17 protein-coding genes are annotated in these 21,782 nt (G+C 67.1%); 7 read left to right on the top strand and 10 right to left on the bottom strand.

Annotation, left to right across the window (positions count from 1 at the left end):
• Positions 1–7 precede the first annotated feature (7 nt).
• Positions 8–2,296: a beta-glucosidase gene (locus tag FFS23_RS09820; protein ID WP_137898470.1), complete on the bottom strand. Its 2,289-nt coding sequence runs from the start codon at positions 2,294–2,296 to the stop codon at positions 8–10.
• 200 nt (positions 2,297–2,496) lie between these two features.
• On the opposite strand from FFS23_RS09820, the gene FFS23_RS09825 reads away from it, so the two are divergent.
• The 5 genes from FFS23_RS09825 to FFS23_RS09845 all read left to right on the top strand — a co-directional run bounded on the left by FFS23_RS09825 (position 2,497) and on the right by FFS23_RS09845 (position 9,900).
• Complete coding sequence (locus FFS23_RS09825; RefSeq protein WP_137898471.1) at positions 2,497–5,517, top strand: TonB-dependent receptor; 3,021 nt, start codon at positions 2,497–2,499, stop codon at positions 5,515–5,517.
• Between the two features lie 136 nt (positions 5,518–5,653).
• A complete protein-coding gene (locus FFS23_RS09830) occupies positions 5,654–6,355 on the top strand; it encodes a SapC family protein (protein WP_137898472.1) in 702 nt (233 codons plus the stop codon).
• Positions 6,348–7,358, top strand: a complete 1,011-nt coding sequence (locus FFS23_RS09835) for a cupin-like domain-containing protein (RefSeq protein ID WP_137898473.1) — start codon at positions 6,348–6,350, stop codon at positions 7,356–7,358. The genes FFS23_RS09830 and FFS23_RS09835 overlap by 8 nt, the downstream gene beginning before the upstream one ends.
• Positions 7,355–8,842 (top strand): tryptophan halogenase family protein, encoded by a 1,488-nt coding sequence (locus FFS23_RS09840; RefSeq protein ID WP_137898474.1) that lies wholly within the window; start codon positions 7,355–7,357, stop codon positions 8,840–8,842. Before FFS23_RS09835 ends, FFS23_RS09840 begins: the two co-directional genes overlap by 4 nt.
• The gene (locus FFS23_RS09845) at positions 8,842–9,900 is read left to right on the top strand and encodes a LacI family DNA-binding transcriptional regulator (RefSeq protein ID WP_171009443.1); all 1,059 of its coding nucleotides are present in this window, start codon (positions 8,842–8,844) and stop codon (positions 9,898–9,900) included. Before FFS23_RS09840 ends, FFS23_RS09845 begins: the two co-directional genes overlap by 1 nt.
• Positions 9,901–9,944: 44 nt before the next feature.
• On the opposite strand, the gene FFS23_RS09850 is transcribed toward FFS23_RS09845, so the two are convergent.
• From FFS23_RS09850 to FFS23_RS09870, 5 genes are all read right to left on the bottom strand, one after another.
• The gene (locus FFS23_RS09850; RefSeq protein ID WP_249340613.1) at positions 9,945–12,146 is read right to left on the bottom strand and encodes a glycoside hydrolase family 3 N-terminal domain-containing protein; all 2,202 of its coding nucleotides are present in this window, start codon (positions 12,144–12,146) and stop codon (positions 9,945–9,947) included.
• Between the two features lie 279 nt (positions 12,147–12,425).
• A complete protein-coding gene (locus FFS23_RS09855; RefSeq protein WP_038665299.1) occupies positions 12,426–12,638 on the bottom strand; it encodes a hypothetical protein in 213 nt (70 codons plus the stop codon).
• A gap of 31 nt (positions 12,639–12,669) precedes the next feature.
• A complete protein-coding gene (locus FFS23_RS09860) occupies positions 12,670–12,993 on the bottom strand; it encodes a hypothetical protein (protein WP_212742934.1) in 324 nt (107 codons plus the stop codon).
• Between the two features lie 1,203 nt (positions 12,994–14,196).
• Complete coding sequence (locus FFS23_RS09865) at positions 14,197–14,445, bottom strand: hypothetical protein (protein WP_038665296.1); 249 nt, start codon at positions 14,443–14,445, stop codon at positions 14,197–14,199.
• Positions 14,446–14,492: 47 nt separating this feature from the next.
• Entirely contained in the window at positions 14,493–14,714 is a 222-nt protein-coding gene (locus FFS23_RS09870) for a hypothetical protein (protein ID WP_038665293.1), read from the bottom strand.
• A 139-nt stretch (positions 14,715–14,853) separates the two neighbouring features.
• Between FFS23_RS09870 and FFS23_RS20590 the strand changes: the two genes are divergently transcribed.
• Positions 14,854–14,979 carry a hypothetical protein gene (locus tag FFS23_RS20590; protein ID WP_257015405.1) on the top strand — a complete coding sequence of 42 codons (126 nt, stop codon included), beginning with the start codon at positions 14,854–14,856 and terminating at the stop codon, positions 14,977–14,979.
• Positions 14,980–15,028: 49 nt separating this feature from the next.
• On the opposite strand, the gene FFS23_RS09875 is transcribed toward FFS23_RS20590, so the two are convergent.
• Positions 15,029–16,612 (bottom strand): Na+/H+ antiporter, encoded by a 1,584-nt coding sequence (locus FFS23_RS09875; RefSeq protein ID WP_137898477.1) that lies wholly within the window; start codon positions 16,610–16,612, stop codon positions 15,029–15,031.
• Between the two features lie 587 nt (positions 16,613–17,199).
• On the opposite strand from FFS23_RS09875, the gene FFS23_RS09880 reads away from it, so the two are divergent.
• Positions 17,200–18,375, top strand: a complete 1,176-nt coding sequence (locus tag FFS23_RS09880; RefSeq protein ID WP_137898478.1) for a zinc-dependent alcohol dehydrogenase — start codon at positions 17,200–17,202, stop codon at positions 18,373–18,375.
• 135 nt (positions 18,376–18,510) lie between these two features.
• Here FFS23_RS09880 and FFS23_RS09885 read toward each other — a convergent pair whose 3' ends face one another.
• From FFS23_RS09885 to FFS23_RS09895, 3 genes are read right to left on the bottom strand one after another with little or no spacing between them, the layout of a single operon-like run.
• Entirely contained in the window at positions 18,511–20,001 is a 1,491-nt protein-coding gene (locus tag FFS23_RS09885; protein WP_137898479.1) for a tryptophan halogenase family protein, read from the bottom strand.
• A complete protein-coding gene (locus FFS23_RS09890; protein ID WP_249340614.1) occupies positions 19,998–21,026 on the bottom strand; it encodes a cupin-like domain-containing protein in 1,029 nt (342 codons plus the stop codon). Before FFS23_RS09890 ends, FFS23_RS09885 begins: the two co-directional genes overlap by 4 nt.
• A complete protein-coding gene (locus tag FFS23_RS09895; protein WP_249340615.1) occupies positions 21,023–21,751 on the bottom strand; it encodes a SapC family protein in 729 nt (242 codons plus the stop codon). Before FFS23_RS09895 ends, FFS23_RS09890 begins: the two co-directional genes overlap by 4 nt.
• Positions 21,752–21,782 lie beyond the last annotated feature (31 nt).

The raw sequence follows: 21,782 nt of genomic DNA on the forward strand, positions 1-21,782 counted from the left end.
TGTTTCCCTACGGCTTCATCGTCGTCGCCTGCAGCGTCGCGCTCGACACGATCGTGCGGTCGCCCGCGTCGCGGGCCAGCGCCACGCGATAGCGCCCCGCCGCGATCCGCCAGCCCGGCAGCTTCGTGTCATAGTCGGCGACGATGCGCGGCTCGGCGGTCAGCGTCACGCGGCGCGTCTCGCCCGGCTTCAGCGTCACGCGGGTGAACGCCGCGAGCCGCATCGGCGTGCCCCCGTCCTCGCGCGCCCCTCCGCCCTCGCGCGCCACGTACATCTGCGGCACGTCGGCACCGGCCCGCTGGCCGGTATTGACGACGTCGAACGTCACGCTCAGCCGCGCGCCGCCGGTGACCACCGGATTGCGATAGGCGAAGCTGGTGTAGCTCAGCCCGTGGCCGAAGCGGAACAGCGGCGTCAGCCCCTTCTTCTCATACCAGCGATAGCCGACGTCGGCGCCCTCGACATAGTCCGCCGGAAAGCTTTCCAGCGTCTTCTGCGATGCCACCGCCGGATTGGCCGCGGCCTCCGCCTCCAGCCCGGTCAGGCGGTCGAGCCCGACGGGCCGCGGGCGCGGCGGCTGCGAGGCGTCGGCGGGGAAGGTGATCGGCAACCGCCCCGACGGGTTGACCGCGCCGGTCAGGATCGCCGCCAGCGCCTCGCCGCCGCGCTGGCCGGGATACCAGGCCTGTACCACCGCGGGCACCGCCTTGATCCACGGCATCAGCACGGGGCCGCCGGTCTCCATCACCGCGACGGTATGCGGCTGCGCCGCGGCGATCGCGGCGATCAGCGCGTCCTGCTGGTTGGGCAGGCGCAGGTCGGGCACGTCCTCCGCCTCGGTCGTCCATTGCGTGGCGAAGACGATCGCCAGATCGGCGCCCTTCGCCGCGTCGATCGTCGCGTTGAAGTTGCGGCCGTCCACCCACGTCACCTGCGCCCCCGGCAGCGCCTTGCGCAAGGCGGCGAGCGGCGAGGAGGCGTGATAGGTGATCCGCGCGAACGACGCCGATCCGCCGGTGGCGAGCGGGATCTCGACCGGCGCGCCGCCGACCGAGCGCACCTGCGACGAGCCGCCACCCGACAGCACGCCGACGTCGGCATTGCCGCCGATCACCACGATCCGCTTCGCACTCCGCGCGATCGGCAGCACGGCGCCCTCGTTCTTGAGCAGTACGATGCCCGCCTCGGCGGCGCGCTGCGCGACCTCGGCGTGCGCGGCATAGGGCGGGGTCTGCGCGGTGGCGGGGACCGGCGTGTCATAGGCGCCGGTCGCGATCAGCCCGGTCAGATAGCGCGCGACCATGTCGTCGAGCCGCTTGCCCGACACCTGCCCCGCCGCCACCGCCGCCTTGAGCGGCGCCCCGAAATAGATCGCCTTGTCCAGCTCCTGCCCGGATTGCTGATCGAGCCCGCCGTTCGCCGCCTTCACCGTCGAATGCACCGCCCCCCAGTCGCTCATCACCCAGCCGTGATAGCCCCAGTCGCGCTTCAGCACGTCGTTGAGCAGATGGCCGTTCTCGCACGCCCAGTCGCCGCCGACCTTGTTGTAGGCGCACATCACCGATCCCGGCTGGCCCTTCTCGATCGCGATCTCGAAGGCGAGCAGGTCGCTCATCCGGAACGCCGCCTCGCCGATCCGCGCATCGACGACGGTGCGCCCGGTCTCCTGCGCGTTGAGCGCGAAATGCTTGACGGTGGAGACGATGCGGTTGCTCTGCACCCCCGCGATATGCTCGCCGGCCAGCGTCCCCGCGAGCAGCGGGTCCTCGCCGAGATATTCGAAATTGCGCCCGTTCCACGGGTCGCGCGTCAGGTTGACGCCACCGGCGAGCAGCACGTTGAACCGCTTCGCGCGCGCCTCGGCACCGATCATCGTGCCGCCGGCCCGGGCGATGGCGGGATCGAAGCTCGCCGCGGTGGCGAGGCCGGACGGCAGCGCGGTGGCGACGTCGCCCTTACGCTGCTCGACCTGGTTGGCGACGCCGAGCGAGGCGTCGCTCTCGCGCACCAGCGGTACGCCGAGCCGCGCGATGCCGTCGATATGGCCCGCCGACGGGATCAGCTCGTTGGCCGACTTGCCCGCCGCCATCGGCGGGAACAGCCCGTGGAGCAGCGCGATCTTCTCGTCGATCGTCATCCGCGCAACGATCGCATCGGCACGGGCCCGCGCCGCCGTCGCCTGCGCCGACGCCGGTGCCGCCCCGTCCACGCGACCGCCCGCGGCGGGTGCGCCGGCCGTCAGCGCGACCGTCGCCAATACCGTCGCCGAGGCACACGTCTTCCAAAACCGCTTCATGCAATCCTCCCGTCGCCGACGCATTCGCCGCGCCGGCCTGTCGCCCTTTGCAGGCATGACGCTCTTCAAAGCATATTAAGAGAACGTTCACAACGGCGACGGTCGTTCGACAGGATGCGCTTGACAGACAACGGCTTATCCGTGAAGTGAACGTTCTCAAGAGCGCGGGATCGCCGCGCCTGTCATCGGGGAGGATTACCATGCGCCGCGTCAGGGCTCGCCTGCTTTCGCAATTCGCCATCGGGGTTTCGACCGCCGCTCTCGTCACCCTGCCGGGTGCCGCCGCCGCGCAGGACGCCGCCGCCACGCTCGGCAACACCGGCCCCGCGCAGATCGAACCGCAGGCCGCGACGCCGTCGGACGCACCGGATACCACCGGCGACATCGTCGTGACCGGCATCCGCGCCTCGCTGCGCGCCTCCGCGGACATCAAGCGCGACGGCCAGGGTATCGTCGACGCGATCTCGGCGGAGGATATCGGCAAGTTCCCCGATACCAACCTCGCCGAATCGCTCCAGCGCATCACCGGCGTGTCGATCGACCGGTCGAACGGCGAGGGCTCGTTCGTCACCGTCCGCGGCCTCGGCCCCGAATACAATCTCGTCGTCCTCAACGGCCGTCAGCTGCCGACCGCGGTGATCGGCGACGGCAACAGCGCGCCGGGCTCGCGCGCGTTCGACTTCGCCAACCTCGCCTCCGAAGGCATCGCCGCGCTCGAGGTCTACAAGTCGGGCCGCGCCAGCGTGCCGTCGGGCGGCATCGGTGCGACGATCAACATCCGGACGCCGCGTCCGTTCGACAAGGTCGGCACGCGCGGCTCGGTCGCGGCGCGCGGCGTCATCGACACCTCGCAGAACGGCAAGAACGACATCACGCCCGAAGTGTCGGGCATCTTCTCGACCACCTTCGCCGACGACCGGATCGGCATCCTGGCGAACGGCGTCTACCAGAAGCGCCGCGCATCGGTGAACCAGGCCAACGTCGGCTGGCGCGACGGCTATCTCGGCTCGGAGAACAATTGGGGCTCGCTCGCGCAGCCCGGCGATCCGCGTGCGGCGAACATCACCAACCGCCCGAGCGCCACCAGCGTCTACGAAGTGCCGCAGAACGCCTCCTACGACGTCAACGACATCAGCCGCGAGCGCATCAACGGCCAGTTGGTGCTGCAGGCGAAGCCGACCGACACGCTGGTCGCGACGATCGACTACACCTATTCGCGCAACGAGGTGAAGACGCGCAACGCCAACGTCGGCATCTGGTTCAACCACAATGACACCTCGTCGGCATGGACCGACGGCCCGGTCGCCGGCCCGCGCTTCTACACCGAGCGCTTCACCGCGGCGGAAGCCAAGGACCTGTCCTATTCCAGCGCGCTGACTGCGTACCGGACCGAGAACAAGTCGCTCGGCGCCAACCTCACCTGGGAAGCGCCCGGCGGCGTCACCGTCGGCCTCGACGCGCATCATTCGACCGCCGAATCGAAGCCGACCAACAAATACGGCAACAGCAATTCGCTGGGCACCGCGATCTTCGGCGTCGCCAACCAGACGATCAACTTCGACAACGATCTGCCGGTGATCTCCTACCAGATGCAGCCCGGGATCAACCCGCTGAACGCGTCGCTGATCGTGCCGACCGGCAACGCCTTCCGCAATTCCTACTTCCGCGACCGGATCAACCAGGCGCAGCTCAAGGGGCATTACGACCACGAGGGCAGCTTCCTCGATTCGATCGATTTCGGCTTCACCTTCACCGACAACAAGGTGCGCTCGGCCTATGGCGTGTTGCAGAACGACACCTGGGGCGGCACCGGCGGCGACAGCGCGGCGCAGCGCGCGGCGGCGGCGGCGCTGCTGCCCGACGACATCTTCAAGCTGATCGACATCCCCAGCAAGTTCAAGGGCATCGGCGGCGTCGGCAGCTCGGACATCGCCAAGCAATTCTACGGCTACAATTTCGAACAGGTCGTCGGCCTGCTCGATTCGACCTATGGCATCTGCGGCGGCGACGGCAATTGCCTCACCCCCTACACCACCGATCGCCGCATCCGTGAAAAGACCGTCGCGCCCTATCTGCAGATCAACAACAAGTTCGATCTGTTCTCGAACCCGGCGCATCTGATCGCCGGCCTGCGCTACGAGAATACGACGGTGAAATCGTCGGCGCTGGTGCCGATCCCGACCGGGACGCGGCAGAATTCGCAGAACGAATTCAACATCGTCTATTCGGGCGACAGCGCCTTCACCACCTTCTCGGGCGGCTATGACGAATGGTTGCCGTCGATCGACTTCGACGTCCAGCCGATCCGCAACGTCAAGCTGCGCGCCTCGTACAGCCATACGATCACGCGTGCCGATTACGGCTCGCTGCAGGGCGGCCTGACGCTCGACCAGTTGTTCCGCGTCGGCGGCGGCACCGGTGCGCAGGGCAATCCCAACCTCGTGCCCTACAAGTCGAAGAACATCGATCTGTCGGCGGAATGGTATTACACGCCCGAAAGCTACATGTCGGTCGGCTATTTCCGCAAACAGGTGTCGAACTATATCGGCGTCACCCAGCTCAACGGCCCGGCGTTCAACCTGACCAACCCGGCCAACGGCCCGCGCTATCAGGCCGCGATCGCTGCGCTCGGCGCCAATGCGACCTTCGCCGACATCCGCAACTATATCGGCACCAACTACCCGGGCAGCGTGGTCAACGGCACGATCCTTGGCACCGCCGCGGATGCACCGGTCAATTTCGTCATCTCGACGCCGTTCAACAGCGACGAGACCGCGACGATCAACGGCTTCGAATTCGCGATCCAGCACAGCTTCTGGCAGACCGGCTTCGGCACGCAGCTCAACTATACGATCGTCAACGGCAATCGCGACTACAACAACCTGCTGCCGGCGAGCACGTCGCAATTCGCGATCAACGGCCTGTCCGACAGCGCCAATGCGACGCTCTATTACGACAAGAACGGCTTCCAGGCGCGCGCGTCGTACAACTGGCGGGCGGAATTCCTGTCGGGCGGCGGCATCAACCCGTATTATACGGAAGGCTACGGCCAGCTCGACGGCACGATCAGCTGGCAGTTCGTGCCCGGCCTGACCGTCTTCGCCGAGGCGATCAACCTGACCGGCGCCGATCGCCGCGGGCATCGCCGCTCGGACCGCAACGTCACCTTCGTGGCGAAGCAGGACGCGCGCTACTCGGGCGGCGTCCGGTTCAACTTCTGATCGACCGGTGCTGAAGGAAAGAGCCATCTCTGTGAAGAGGTGGCTCTTTTCGTCTTGTCGGCGCCGCGTCGACAGATAGGACGAAGCGTGCGCGCCCGCGCCGCCAAGGCGCCTGTTTCACGGGATTGGATCGATTATGCCCGACCATGCCATCCTTACCGCCGCCACGCATGCCGGCACCCGCATCCGCCGCGAACGCAGCGCTGCGCTGGGCGATGCGCAGATGAGCTGCCTGATCGTCCCCGACGAATTCCGCCGCGTGCAGAACGACTATCTCATCCTCTTCCGCCGCAACCTCGCCGACGGCAGCACGCTCGCGCTCGCCATGTTCGGGTTCGAGAATGACGAGAACCTCTACCTCGCCGATGGCCGCTGGGATGCGCGCTACGTGCCCTTGGCGATGGCGATCCAGCCGCTGCTGATCGGCGCGAGCGCACAGGGGCCGCAGGTCCATATCGACATGGCCAGCCCGCGGATCGGCGACGGCGATCTGCTGTTCGACGCCGATGGCCAGCCCTCCCCCCGCCTCGCCGCGATGATCGAGCAGTTGGGCGCGCTCGACGCCGGTTATCGCGAGAGCGCCGGCTTCTTCGCCGCGCTCGATCGCCACGAGCTGCTCGAGCCGCTGACCCTCGAGGTCCCGCTCGACGACGGATCGATCAACCGGCTGGTCGGCTTCCACGTCATCGACGAGGATCGGCTGCGCGGCCTGTCGGGGTCGGCGCTCGACGATCTGCATCGCGACGGGCATCTGCTGCCGATCTTCATGGCGTTGGCGTCGCAGGGCAATCTGCCGGCACTGATCGCCCGCAAGAATGCGACGCTGGCGCATGGCTGACATCTTCGCGGCGCTGCCCCGCGTCCCCGAGGTGGCGGTGGTCGATGCCGCCGACCTCGACGCGAGGCTGCGCGCCGCCGACCGGCCGTTCGTCGTCCGCAATCTGGTTGGCGACTGGCCGTTGGTCCAGGCCGGTCGCCGCTCCGCGCAGGACGCGCGCCGCTATATCCTCGCGCACCGCCGCGACGTGCCGTTCACCGTGTCGGTCGGCGCACCGGGCAGCGACGGCCGGCTGTTCTACGACGATGCGATGGGGATGAACTTCGCGACCTTCCAGTCGAAGCTCGACGAGATCTTCGCGCATATCGACGCCAACGACGACGCCCGCACCATCTATCTCGCGTCGATCGACCTGCTCAACTTCTTTCACGGACTGCACGAGGCGAACCACGTCGACCTCGGCACCCGCGACCCGCTCGTCAGCATCTGGATGGGAACGCGGACGCGCATCGCGGCGCATAACGACGTACCCGACAATCTCGCCTGTGTCGCTGTCGGTCGCCGCCGCTTCACGCTCTTCCCGCGCGAGCAGTTCCGCAATCTGTATCTCGGTCCGATCGACAATACGCCCGCGGGCCGCGCGGTCAGTATGGTCGATTTCCACGCGCCCGATTTCGCCGCACATCCGCGGTTCCGCGACGCGCTCAACCATGCGATGGTCGCCGACCTTGACGCCGGCGACGCGCTCTACGTGCCCGCGATGTGGTGGCACCACGTCGAGGGGCTGGCGTCGTTCAATGTGCTGGTCAATTACTGGTGGCGGTCGAGCCCGCGCTGGCTCGGCCAGCCGCAGGACGCGCTCAACCATGCGATCCTCGCGATCCGCGACCTTCCCGAAGACCAGAAGAGGCATTGGCGCGACATGTTCGACCATTATGTTTTCGAGGATGACGCGGCCGTCTCGGCGCATATCCCGGAAGGCGCGCGCAGCATCCTCGCGCCGCTGACCCCCGACACCGCCGGACGGCTGCGCGCCTTCCTGCTGCGGGCGCTGGGGCGATGAAGGCGCGCCGCATCGTCATCGCCGGCGGCGGCACCGCGGGCTGGATGGCCGCCGCCGCGATCGCCCGCGTCATGGGCCGCGCCGCCGAGGTCACTCTGGTCGAATCCGACGCGATCGGCACCGTCGGCGTCGGCGAATCGACGATCCCGCCGCTCATCACCTTCAACCGCCTGCTCGGCATCAACGAAGCCGAGTTCATGCGCGCGACGCAGGCGACGTTCAAACTCGGCATCGCCTTCGACGGATGGAAGCGGGCCGGCGACAGCTATTTCCATTCCTTCGGCCTGACCGGCACCGACCATTGGGCCGCGGGCTTCCAGCATTATTGGCTCGACGGCCAGACCCGCGGCCACGGCCAGCCCTATGACGATTACTGCCTCGAACTGATCGCCGCGCGCGAGGGCAAGTTCGCGCATCTGCCCGACGAGCGCATGAACTACGCCTATCAGCTCGATTCCGCGCTGTACGGCCGCTTCCTGCGCCGGATGGCCGAGGCAGACGGCGCCCGCCGCATCGAGGGCAAGATCGCGCAGGTCGAGCTCGACGGTGCCAGCGGCGACATCGCGGCGTTGCGGCTCGAGTCGGGCACGCGGATCGAGGGCGACCTGTTCCTCGACTGCACCGGCTTTCGCGCGCTGCTGATCGAACAGGCTTTGCACACCGGCTTCGACGACTGGACGCATTACCTGCCCTGCGACGCCGCGATCGCGGTGCAGACCGAAAGCGTCGCCCCGGCGGTGCCGTTCACCCGCGCGATGGCGCACGATGCCGGCTGGCAATGGCGCATCCCGCTCCAGCATCGCGTCGGCAACGGCATCGTTTATTGCAGCCGCTATCTCGATCACGACGCCGCGCTCGACCGCCTGCTCGGCAATGTCGAGGGGCGCGTGCTGACCCAGCCCAACCGCATCCGCTTCGTCACCGGCGCGCGACGCAAGCAATGGCATCGCAATTGTATCGCGCTGGGCCTGTCGGGCGGGTTCATGGAGCCGCTGGAATCGACCAGCATCCACCTGATCCAGCGGGCGATCCTGCGGCTGATCCGGATGATGCCGGCAGGCGACGTCAGCCCCCGCGACATCGCCGAATTCAACGACCAGCAGCATACCGACATGCTGCAGATCCGCGACTTCCTGATCCTCCACTATAAGGTGACCGAGCGCCGGGACAGTCCGTTCTGGCGGCAGTGCGCGACGATGGAGATTCCGGACAGTCTCGCGCAGAAGATCGAGCTGTTCCGCGAGACCGGCCGCGTCTTCCGCAAGAACGAGGAATTGTTCGCCGAGAACAGCTGGGTGCAGGTGATGCTGGGCCAGGGTATCGTGCCGCGCAGCCACCACCCGATCGCCGCCAAGCTCGGCGACGACGATATGACGCGCTTGCTCTCGACGTTGCGCCAGAACGTCGCGACCACGGTCCGCGGCCTGCCGCCCCATGCCGCCTACGTCGCGCAATATTGCGGCGTGGCGCCCGACGCCGCCTGATGGTCCGCCGTCGCCAGGCCGTCACGATCCGCCACGTCGCGGCCGACGCGGGCGTCTCGTTGCAGACCGTCAGCCGCGTCATCAACAAGGAACCGAACGTCCGGCCCGAGATGACGCAGCGCGTGCAGGCGTCGATCGCCAAGCTCGGCTACGTGCCCTCGATCGCCGCGCAGCGCATGGCGGGATCGCGCTCGCATCTGATCCTGGCGCTCAACGACCGCGAACGGACGATCGCCGACTGGCGCAGCCGCGAGGGCGCGGATTGGGTCGATCAGATGCTATTGGGCGGCATGCTGACCTGCGCCAAACACGGCTATCGCATGATCGTCGAACTGGTCGACACCCACAGCGACCATATCGAGCGCGAATTGCTGGCGGCGATCGCCGCGCTGCAACCCGATGGCGTCATCCTGACGCCGCCGCATTCGGAAAACCTGCTGATCACCCGCCTGCTCGAGGATCATGGCATCAGCTTCGCCCGCATCGGTTCGCTCAGGCCGGGCGGCGGCTTCGCATTGACCATGGACGACGAGGGCGCGGCGCGCCTCGCCACCGAACATCTGATCGCACTCGGCCACGCGCGGATCGGCTTCATCGCCGGCCCGGCCGAATACGAACTCAGCGGCTGGCGGGTCACCGGTTGGCGCAGCGCGATGGCTGCCGCCGGTCTGCCGATCGGCGACCTGCTCGCCGAGGGCGATTTCAGCTTCGCCTCAGGCCGCCGCGCCGCCGCCGCCTTGCTCGACGCGCCGCTGCCTCCCACCGCGATCATCGCGAGCAACGATCAGATGTCGCTCGCGACGCTGGAGCTGCTGCGCGAGCGTCGCCTCGACGTTCCCTCCGACGTGTCGATCGTCAGCTTCGACGACACGCCGATCGTCCGCTTCACCCATCCGGCGCTGACCGCGGTCGTCCAGCCGATCGCCGACGTGACGGCGCGCGCGGTGGAACTGATCATCGCCGAACAGGCCGGCCGCACGCTGCCGGACGGCCCGACCATCGTCCCGGTCGGGCTGGCCGTCCGCGGCTCGACGGCACCACCGAAGGCGGCCGGCTGACGACGCCGTACAATGACCCGCGCGCGATATGGCACGGTCGTCTGTCACACCAGCCGTGTCACCGCGTGCAAACCCGGATCGACAGAGCTGGACGCAATCCAGATGTCGACATCACCGGGCTCGATCCGTCGCGCGCCCGTGCCATCCACTATCGCCAGATCCGCCGGGCCGAGGGGCAAGGCGACGGCCCGGCTTTCGCCTGCGTCGAGGGTCACATGGGCGAAGCGCTTCAACTGCCGCACCGGCCGGGCGAGACTGGCGACGCGCTGACGCACGTACAGCTGCACGAGATGCGTCCCTCGCCGTGCGCCGATGTTGCGGACGGTGACGACCACGTCGCTCACGTCCGCCAGCACGGGCGGGGCGATGACGGTCTCGAGCGCGAAGCGCGTGTAACCGAGGCCATGGCCGAACGCATAACGCGCGGCATCCGGTGCATCGCGCCACCTGCCCGTACCACCCTGTGGCTGCGGTTCGGCTGGTGGCGGCCGCCCCGTGGGGAGCCGATCGTAGGACCAGGGCTCCTGACCGGTTGCGAACGGGAAACTCACCGGCAGCCGGCCGGTAGGCTCGACGTCGCCGAACAGGATGTCGGCCAGCGCCGGCCCTGTCTCGCAGCCGAGAAACCAGGTCGCCAGAATCGCAGGCGCTGCCGCCACCGCTCCCTGCAGCGCGAGCGCCCGGCCGTGGCGCAGCAGCACGACGATGGGTCTGTCCGTCGCGGCGACGGCATCGGCCAGCGCCTGTTGGGCGACCGGTATGGTGATCGATGTGCGGCTGTTCGCCTCCCCCGACATGTCACCGCCTTCGCCGATCGCGAGCAACACGATATCGGCGCCCCGCGCAGCCGCGACGGCGCGATCGATCCCGCCGGGGATCGGCGCCTCGATCCCGCTGCCCGGCTCCACGATCAAGCGTGTCGGGGCGGTGATCCTGCCGCGCAGCGCGGTGGCCAGATCGATGCCCGTGCGCCGGTAGCCGGCGAAGCTCCACGGGCCGTCGAGTTGCGCCGGGTCGTCACCGAACGGTCCGATCAATGCGATACGCTTGGTTGCGGACGACAGCGGCAGCAGGTCGCCGTCGTTGCGGAGCAGAACGACCGCACGTGTGGCGGCTTCCCGTGCCAGCGCGCGTGTCGCCGACGTGCCGATCCGGGTCCGTTCCGCGGTACGGTCGAGCGAGCGAAATGGTCGATCGAACAGCCCCAACCGCATCTTCAGCCCCAGCACGCGTCGCACCGCCTCATCGACCCGCGCCATCGGCACCCGCCCCGCCGCCACCAATGCCGGCAGATGCGCATTGTAGAGGCCGCTTTGCATGCTCACGTCCGTACCCGCCAGAATCGCCCGCCGCGCCGCGTCGGCTTCGTCGCTGGCGGCGCCATGCGCGATCAGCTCGAGATCCGCCTGATAGTCGGAGACGCACGGCCCGCGGAACGCCAGTTCGTCGCGCAGCAAACCGGTCAGCAACGGGCGGTTGGCGGTGGCGGGTATGCCGTTCACGTCGGTAAAGCTCGCCATCACCGCGCCGGCACCGGCTGCAAACGCCGCGGCGAACGGCGGGACATGGACGGCTCGTAGCGTCGCGGGCGACACGTCCACCGCGCCATATTCCATGCCTCCACCGACGGCGCCATAACCCGCGAAATGCTTGGGGGTGGCGCAAAGCGCATCGTCCGCCGACAGATCGTCGCCCTGGAACCCTCGTACGCGCGCCGCGGCCAGCACGCAGCCGAGATGGACGTCTTCGCCGGCGCCTTCGGCAACCCGGCCCCAGCGCTGATCGCGGGCAACGTCGACCATCGGTGCGAACGTCCAGTGGAGGCCGCCCGCGGTCGCCTCGGATGCCACCGCCCGTGCGATCCGCTCCGACAAGGCAGCATCAAACGCCGCCGCCTCCCCCAGCGGGATCGGGAAGATCGTCTCATAGCCGTGGATGACGTCGGCCGCGAAGACCAGTGGAATGCCGAGCCGGCTCTGCAACGCCGCCCGTTGCGCCTTGCGGGCACCCGCGACGCCATGGCCGTTGAACAGCATGCCGATCTGCCCCGCGCGGATCGCCGTCAGCATCGCAGCGGCGTCGCGCGCAGCCTCACCCGGGTTGGTCGGGCGTCCGAGCGGCCGGATGGTATCGGAGAAGCAGGACAACTGCCCCGCCTTCTCCTCGATGGTCATGCGCCCGATGAGGTCGTCGATCCGATCCTGCGCCTCCCGGGCGAGCGCAGGCCAGGCCGGCAACATCGACATGCCCAATAGAACAGATCGGCGGGAAACCATGGCTCTCTCCGCATGCGGGACCAGTGGGACGGATGTCCGAGACCGGCTCCCTTACGAGCACGGCGATCGCGTCGCGCATGCACCCTGCGGAAAGGCTACCGACAATCCTGCCAATGTCGAGCAGTCGTTCATCTACCAAGATCGACGATTTCGGCGCCGGCAGCGCCGCTTACCCTGCGTTATGGCTCTGGCCGGATACGCTGCCCCACGACCAGACGCTCAGAGGATCTCAGCTCGTGCCGCAGCCCTTTAGTCTTCATCGTCCGATTTGGCGTCGATGCCGCGCGCAGCCAGCGCCTCGCGCAGCTGTCGCTGGATACTTGCCCCGTTGAGGTGGCCGTGGACGCCATCCCGTCCTTCCGCGCTCAACTGCGCGCGGATGTCGGCGACCGAATGGCAGGCCCCGGATCGGGCCAGCTGGAAGGCGCGCTCGATGGTGCCGATCTCATTGTCCCTGTTCATAGGCCCTGGTCGCTTATCCCCAATAGGTCGGTCAAATGGTTGGCTCGGTCTGCAAGCGTTGCGCATCGGTCGACCTGCGGCCCGCTTTGCGCTCGGCCGCGACGAACTCCGACGATCGCAGGTTGATGCGGTCGTACAGTTCCAGCAGGTGATTGACCTCGTCGATCACCGTCGCCTGCTCACGCCGCCAGCGCTCGCTCACGTCCGCCGTCGGGACACCGTCGCGGCCGTCGTGGATCGTGAAGCCCTGATCGAGCAACCATAAGGCATCCTGCGCCCGCGAACGTTGCCGCCGCAGGTGAAACACCCATTGCTCGATGACCCCTGACGGGACCAGCCTCTCGATCTCACCCATTGCTCGCGCCTATCCGCCTTGCGCTGCGTGCGCCAGCTACGATCGAGGCCCCGCAACATCTTATGGCCGATCGGCGACAAGGATCTCGCAATCTGACCTGACCGTCGGTGGTGCGGGCTTGCCCGGGCAGGAGGCACCCAAGCCGGCGCGTGGCGCTCCGTCCGCCTGTCAGGTGGGGAAACGGACGAAGCGCCGGCACACTCTCCAGTACGCAACAGGGAGTCTGCGCTCCGGATCGCTCTCATCGCATCGTCGGATTAAGATTACGCGAAGAAGCGGTGTTCGATACGACCGATCTTAGCCCGTCAGAAGCCACCGATGATGATCCGCCACCAGCGTCTGAGCCGTTGTCTCCACTTGGGGCGTTCGTGCTTGGGCTCACGCTTTTGTTCGGTGTTGCGCCGCGCGCGGTTGCTGGTTGGTCGGCGAGCCATGCCACTTCATGACCGCTGACGATTGCATCGGTCGTGAACGTGCCGGACGGACGCGGTTCAGCTTCGCCTCGAGCGCGGGCTGTTCGGGTCATGGCAATGGAAGGACGCGTCCTGCCACGCTGGGTCAAAAGAGCAACAGGACGCGGGCTACGGCTCATTAGGGGGAATCGCGCAGCCGACGTGATGATGATCGCTGCAACGACCGCCATCAATGATCGAGAAGCACTATAGGTGTCAGCGGATATACCTAGTTCGCCCGCCGCCGCAGCCTTGGGAAGTCCAGAAGAGGATGCCGGACCGCCGTAATCTCTATCGCCGGCTACATTGAACGCGGCGATTGCGACGATCACCGGATCACGCGCGGCGGAGGCACGAGAAACAACTTGCGTCCGCTATGGGCGGCATGCCCGTTGTCATCCATCGTCGCGACGGTCTGGATCACGATACGTCAGATCGATGCTTCGCATCCGGTGCAGGCTGAAGAGATGCGCGTGGGCGATCGCGGACCTGGCGCAACGCGCGCGACGCATATGCGCCTTCTCCTGTGCGCACCGCGTTTCGTGATAGATCCGAAGGGCTCTCGATTCTTCGCTTGGCACACGTCTCTCCCGGTGACGCATGCATCGTTGATGATCGAGATTATCCAGTGGTTAAATAGCCACTTTGATGATCGATACCGCTCAAATCCGTCAAATAGACCCAAGATCGCATCGATGCGATGCTTCTCTACCGACCCATAAAACCGGGCAGCCCACGCATCCGTATCGGGTCAAGTCTTGGCGGTGATGGGCACGGATACGCGGCCTTCCCGCCGCGGCCTGGCATGCGTCGCACCGGCGTCGACCGCCTCGCCATGACGCGTGGCGTACAGACGGCGGAGGATCAGAGCGAGGTCGCGCTCGGTGAGGTGCGATACGGGATCGATCACCGCACCCTCGGGCAGAGGCTCGACGAAGGCGGCCAGGCGGTTGCATGCCGCACCCAGTTCCGGATCGAACGTGTCGTCGAAATCAGCCATCGGCGGAACCTACCCATTCTGCCGGCCCCTGCAAGATGATGACGTGCCTACGCCTGTTCCGCGTCCGGATCGAAGGCCTTCCGAGCCGCCTCGTCGCTTGCTTCGGCCTTGTCGTCCGTCTGGTCGGCACGGCCGGTATCACTCTGCCCCCTGCCATCATCCGCCTTGCCGGCGCTCGTGCGGTGTTCCGAACGAGGTGCGGCCTTGTCGATAGCCTCGCCGCGGTCGTCCGCCTTCGCGCTTCCAATCGTCTGCTTGTCGTCGGGCATAAGGCTCTCCTGTTCCGCTCTCCAACGTCCAAGGCATGGATTCGGCAGCCGATCCCGAGGGCGAACCGAAATGGCGTGCAACGATCCAGGTGGAAGGGTGTACCGCAGGACCGGGCGCCTCGCCCGAAGGATGATGACAATGGCCAAAAGCCAGCACAAGTCGAATAAGGAAGCCCGCAAACCCAAGGCCGTGAAGGTCAAGACGATCGCCGCCAACGCGTCCACCAAGGATAACCCGGTCGCCATGGTCACGATCCGCAAGTAAACGGGATCCCGTCTGCCGCGAGGATCGCCGCGCAGCGTCCGTCGTTCGATCAGCCCTTCGCGGCGGCGGCGGCGAGTTCCTCGAGATCGAGGTCATGTTCGAGGTCGTGGAGCGTCTCGTCGTCGATACGCCCGGCGCGGTGCAGCCGGACCAGTTCGGCGCGGCCTGCGGTGACGGCGGCGATGATGACGTCGAAATGGCTCGCGATCGCCACGTCGCGCTCCTCGGCCGTGCCGTCGAACGCATCCGCTGCCGTCGCGCGGGTCCGGTAGCGCCGCAACAGCTGCGGGTGGATGACCGTGCCATCGGCCGCCACCGCCTCGCGTTCCACGACGGCCAGTTGCGCCCGAAACAGCATCGTCTCGGCGGCATGAAGATCGAGCGGCGGTCGCGTGCTGCCGTCTTCCGCCGGCTTCATCGTCCGGATGATCCAGCCGAGCGAGGTGCCCTGCACCAGCACGGTGACCAGGATCACGGCAAAGGCGGTGACGAGCATCAAATCCCGCGCCGGCATCGCCTCGGGCAGCGACAGCGCGACCGCCAACGTCACCACGCCGCGCATTCCCGCCCAGCTCATCACCACCGCCGCGCGTGGCCCGAGCGGTTGCCGGCGCGTCCACCCGATGCGACGAAGGATCGTGAGGCCGGCATCGACACCGAAGATCCACAGGAAGCGCGCGACGATCACCGCCGCGACGATGAGCAGCACGGGCCGTGCCATCGTATCCACCACCATGCCGAGCCCGCCCACGCGGTCGAGCAAGCCCCGGAACGACAGGCCGATAAGCAGAAAGACGGCAGCTTCGAGAAGAAACACGAGCACCTGCCAGAACGCCAGCGCCCGGATGCGCACACGCGCGTCGAAGACGACGTGCTGGAACCAGCCGCAGGTCAGGCCCGCGGTGACGACCGCGATGACACCGGAGACGTGCAGCCGTTCGGCCGCGATATAGGCGCTCCAGCAGACCAGCACGGTCGCCGCGATCATCAGCGTATCGTCGCCGAGCCGGCGAAGCAGGGCCACCCACAACCCGCCGATCGCCGCCCCCACCGCGATGCCGCCTGCGACCAGCAGGAAGAAGGTCCCGGTCGCCGCCCCCAGATGGAAGCCGCCGGTCAGCACCGCCGCCACTGCGAACCGAAACAGGACCAGCCCGGCGGCATCGTTCAACAGGCTTTCGCCTTCGAGCAGCGTGGTCAGCCGCCGCGGCAGCCTGACCCGCTGCAACACGGCGCGTGCCGATACCGCGTCGGGAGGCGACAGGATCGCACCCAAAGCGACGCAGGCGGCCCATGGCAATTGGGGCATCAGCACCTTGGTCACGATGGCCACGACCGCGGTCGTGAAGAAGACCGCACCGACCGCGAGCGACAGGATGCCGGCCATGTGCCTTCGGAACGGCGCGATGGCGGTGAACCACGCACCGTCCATCAGCAGGGGTGGAAGAAACAGGACGAGGACCAGCTCCGGGTCGATCGCGATCCCTTGCACGCCCGGAACGAAGGCCACCGCGCATCCGCCGACGATCAGTGCGGCTGCCGGCGGCAGCGACACGCGCCGAGCCAGATAGTGAAGCCCGACCACCACCAGGAACATGCCGATGATCAGCTCGAAGTTCGCCGCTGGATGCACGAGGCCGCCCTTTCCTACTCGTCAGGTCATGCTGTGCAATCTGCCCCCAAGGCGGTCAACGTGACCCCCGCAGCATTTCGGGGCCGCACGCCCATCTCCCTGTTTCCCGACGTGTAGCGACAAGCGTGGAATGGGCTGGGCGGATCGATCGACATGGAATGCCCCGCCTTTTAAGGACGATCTGTATCCGCGACAGGGGGCTGACCTACACTTTCAAGACACGCGCCGGGCCTTGTTACGGTCCGCCATGCTGACCCCAGTCGGGTTCTGGACGGCAGCGCATGCGCGGCTTGCCCCGGTTGCGGCGGCAAAACGGCCACCTCGTGCGGCCGGCGAGGCTGTTGAAAGTCCTGACGGCACACGACGAACTGGCTTTGACCGTTCGTATCAGAGAGACGGAGTTTTAAGTCCGGCCCAGATGCTCCTTGACGGCGTTCAGCGCGCGCGAAGACGTCGGCCTCGACCGGAAAGGCGGACGTTCCTTCCCACGGACATTACTTCCGGGTCCATTCCGCGAAGCAGCGCGTTGGGTTTATACAGTCGCTTTTCCGATCCGGGCGGAGCTCCTGGTCATACGGAGAGAAATCATGCGCGCATTATGCTGGCACGGTAAGGGCGATGTCCGCGTCGACACCGTCGCGGACCCCGAGATCAAACATCCGCGCGATGCGATCATCAAGGTCACGGCCTGTGCGATCTGCGGGTCGGACCTCCACCTGCTCGACGGCTATCAGCCCACGATGGAAGCCGGCGACATCCTCGGCCACGAGAATATGGGCGAGGTCGTCGCATTGGGCTCGGAAGTCACCAATCTCAGGATCGGCGACCGCGTCGTGGTGCCGTTCACGATCAGCTGCGGTGACTGCTGGTTCTGCCGCAAGGGTCTGTTCGCCGCCTGCGACCGGACCAACCCCAATGCCGAGATGGCCGCCAAGGCGATGGGCCATTCGCCCGCCGGCCTGTTCGGCTTCAGCCACATGCTGGGCGGTTATTGCGGTGGTCAGGCCGAATACCTCCGGGTACCCATGGCGGACATCGGCCCGATCAAGATCCCCGACAACGTCACCGACGATCAGGCGCTGTTCCTCTCGGACATCTTCCCGACCGGCTACATGGCCGCCGAGAATGCGCAGATCGAACCGGGCGACACCGTCGCCATCTGGGGCTGCGGCCCGGTCGGCCAGTTCGCCATCCGCTCTGCACTGATGATGGGCGCGGGTCGCGTGATCGCGATCGACGAACTGCCCGAACGCCTCGCCATGGCGGAAGCTGGCGGTGCCGAGACGATCAACTTCGTCGAGACCGACGTTTACGACGAACTGCAGGCACGGACTAAGGGACGCGGCCCCGACAGCTGCATCGATGCGGTCGGCTGCGAGGCGGCGGGACATGGCGCAGCCGATGCCGTCATGGACAAGGTCAAGGCCAGCATGATGCTCGCCACCGATCGCGTTCACGTCCTGCGCCAGGCGATCATGAGCTGCCGCAAGGGTGGCACCGTTTCGGTGCCCGGCGTCTATGTCGGCATGGGCGACAAGCTGCCGATCGGTGCGGCGATGAACAAGGGTCTGACCATCAAGCTCGGCCAGACCCACGTGCAGCGCTACACCAAGCCGCTGCTGGAGAAGATCGTGGCCGGCGAGATCGACCCGAGCTTCGTCGTGACCCATCCCGCCAGTCTGGAGGACGCACCCGAAATGTACGCCAAGTTCCGCGACAAGGAAGATGGCGTCATCAAAGTGGTGATGCGCCCGCACGGTTAATTGCTGCGCCCTGTATGTCGACTTGCATCCGACCCCGCAGAGGGGTCGGATGCCGCGACGATCCAGATCGGACACCCACCACCCAGCGCATCTAATTGTCTCGAGTTGCATCGAGCCGATTAGGTGTTTTTCACATCAATTGGCTGCTGGTCGAACGTAGCCATCCAGAAAAACCTGATGCGATGGCAAACCGTCGACGGACCGCGCGATCCTCGTGCGCATATCCCGCAAGGCGGATCGCAGTTGATCGGACGGCATCAATCGGACCAGCGGGTGGTGGCTCGCGGCGGCAAGGCGCTGGCCGAGCATCACCTGCAGCCACGACGCGACGCGGAAGAGGTCGTGATCAGCCTGATAGGCGTTGGCGCTGTCGCGGAAGAGCGCGATGCGGTCGTACAGACTGTCAGGGATCGCCATCGCTCTCCGGTCGCGCCAGAAAGGCTCGTCGCGGTCGGTGAGATGATAGTGGAGGATGATGAAGTCGCGCACGCCCTCGATCTCTTGGGCGGCCTGAACGTTGAAGCGGGCGATGGCCGAGGCGCTTGGCCGCTCGCTCGGCAGCAATTGCAGGAAGCGCGTCAGCGCGATCATGATGAGGTGGATGCTCGTCGATTCGAGCGGTTCGACGAACCCGCTCGCCAGGCTGAGCGCGACGCAATTGTGCTGCCACGCCGCCTTGCGCCGGCCGGTGCGGAAGCGGATCAGCCGTGGCTCGATCAGCGCCGCGCCCTCGACCGTCGCCAACAGGCGCGCGTGCGCGGCATCGTCGCTGAGATAGTCGGCGCAATAGACCAGCCCGTTGCCGACGCGATGGTGCAGCGGGATCTTCCACCGCCAGCCGGCATCGTGCGCGATCGCCCGCGTGTAGGGGCACGCCGGGCCGGTCGCCTCGGTCTGCATCGCCAGCGCGCGGTTCGTCGGCAGCCAGTCGCCCCAATCCTCGAACCCGACGCCGAGCGCCTCGCCGATCAGCAGCGCGCGGAAGCCGGTGCAATCGAAGAACAGATCGCCGGCGACGGCCGTGCCGTCGTCGAGGATCAGCGTGGTGATATCGCCGCTTTCAGTATCGCGGACGACCCGGTCGATCTTGCCTTCGAGCCGGCGCAGGCCGTTTGCCTCCGCCTTGCCGCGGAGGAAGCGCGCATAGCGGCCGGCATCGAAATGATAGGCGTAGTTGAGCGCCGGCGTCCCGCCGATGGCGAAGCGGTCGGCCGCGGCGGCCTCATGCTCGTAGCAATAGGACCCGAACGGTTCGGCGACGCCGCGCGCCTGCGCCTCCAGCCAGAAATGGTGGAAATCGCTCATCCATGTCGATTGGCCGACATCGCCGAACGAATGGATGTAGCGGTCCCCCTCGCGCGCCCAATTTTCGAACGAGATCCCCAGTTTGAAGCTGGCGCCGGTCGCCTGCATGAATTCGCGTTCGTCGACGCCGATCAGCGCGTGGAAGGCGCGGACGGTCGGGATGGTCGATTCACCGACCCCGACGGTGCCGATCTCGTCCGATTCGACCAGCGTGACGTCGGCGAACGGACCGAGCTGGCGGGTCAGGATCGCGGCCGCCAGCCAGCCCGCGGTGCCGCCGCCGGCGATGACGATGCGGCGGGGCGTCGCCGGCCCGTTCATCGGTTGATCCGTTGCAGCAATTGGGCGCGCAGCAGGCGCGCCGCACGCGCGTCGAGCGGGGCGAGCGCACCTTGCGCCGGCGCGGGCAGATGTGCGGCGGCACGACCGGATTCACCGAAGACGTAATAGTCGAACATCGCCGCCCAGGCCGCCTTTTCGGGCGCAGGGCGGTCGCGCAGGCTTAGCATCGCGTGCAGGATCGTCGTCATCGGCGAATCCATGAAAGCCGGCGCCGTATTCCACCAATAATTGATCATGACGTTGAAGTCGGACAGCGCCTCGACGTGATGCCACCACAAAGCGGGGTAGACGACCGCGTCACCCGGCTCCAGCTCGGCGACGCGGGCATGCCGCCGCGCTTCGGCAAAGGCCGGAAAGCGATCGAGATCGGGCGCGCGAAAGTCGACCAGCGAGACAACCTGCCCGCCCGGCGTGGGCTCGAGCGGACCGGGATAGAGGTTCGCGATCTGGTCGGGAGGGAAGAGCGTGAACCGCCGCCTGCCGACGGCGACGCAGGCGATGTTGTTCGACATGTCGTAATGCGCCGAGGCGGTCGTGCGCGTGCCGATCCAGATGCTGCGCAACGCCTGCCCGAACGCCGCCTCGTCCAGCGCCAGGTCGTTGCCGGCCGCTGCGAGGCCGGGAAAGAACTGGCCGAGATCGGTCGAGCCGACATAGAATGCGGCGCCCGCCTCCGTGCCGGCGAGCATGCGACGGAGATAGGCGGCGAGATCGACGCGCTCCGCCGCGAAATCGAGGCGGGTCAGGCTCTCGTCGTAGAAATAGCGGCCGCCCGCTTCCACCGGCGCGGTGTAGCCGACACCCGGTCGACCGCTGTAGAAGGACAGCAGATAGTCCGCCGCCGCCGCATTGCCCTGGCGGCCGGCGGCGACGAGCGGCCAGTCGCGCACCAGGCCGCGAACGATCACCGGCTCGCCGCGCCGGACGAGGGCGTCCGGATCAAAGGCGGCGTCCGTGGCCGCCACCTCCGCCACGCGCCGGTCGGTGATGGCGCCGGCGCTCACCGGCCCGCCTGCCGCGCGGCCTTCAGCGCGATCAGCCGCTGGACGTTGCCGAGCGATGCCGCGGCGAATATCGCGCCTTCGAGCAGGCCGTGACGGTGCAGACGCTCCAGCGTTTCACCGGACAGACCGGCAAGCGCCTGACGGTCGACGGTGAGGATATCGGGCACCTCATAAGTCCGATCCTCGTCGAGCGAGATCTGCAGCGTGATCGCGCGCAACAGTCCCGCGTCGCGCCACGCCGCGCAGATCGCCGCGGTCGTTTCCATACCCTGGAAGATCGTCCGCAGCACGTCGGTCATATGGTCGAGCAGCGGCGCGTTGCCGCCATGCTCCTTGAAAAGGGGCAGGCCGTCGGGTGCGCCGACCCGCGGATCGTCCAGGTCGACATGCACCATCGGTTCGTCGTCGCCGCCCGTGGCCGTCTTGCCGACGGCGATCGAGAACGGCCCGCGGCGCTGGAAGACGGGGACATAGTCGCTCGTCCAGCGATCACCCGCGAGGAACAGGTTTTCGTCACGGTCGAGACCCAGCAGCGCATAGGGCTGGAGAGACCCGTTCTCCTCGCGGAAGATGATCGGGAAGACGCGCTGCGCCTCCTCGAATTCGGACGGGAAGATCGGCAGTTGGTTGACGCCATCGCCGAACGCCGCGCCAGCGCGGATCGCGACGCGCAGATCGGCATGATCGATATTGTTGAGCAGCACGCGGTTCATCGCCGTCAGCATCTCTCTTGGTAAATCGTGATCCTGTCCCTGC

Origin of the sequence: Sphingomonas sp. 2SG, from assembly GCF_005503285.1 — a bacterium.
GTDB lineage: Bacteria > Pseudomonadota > Alphaproteobacteria > Sphingomonadales > Sphingomonadaceae > Sphingomonas > Sphingomonas taxi.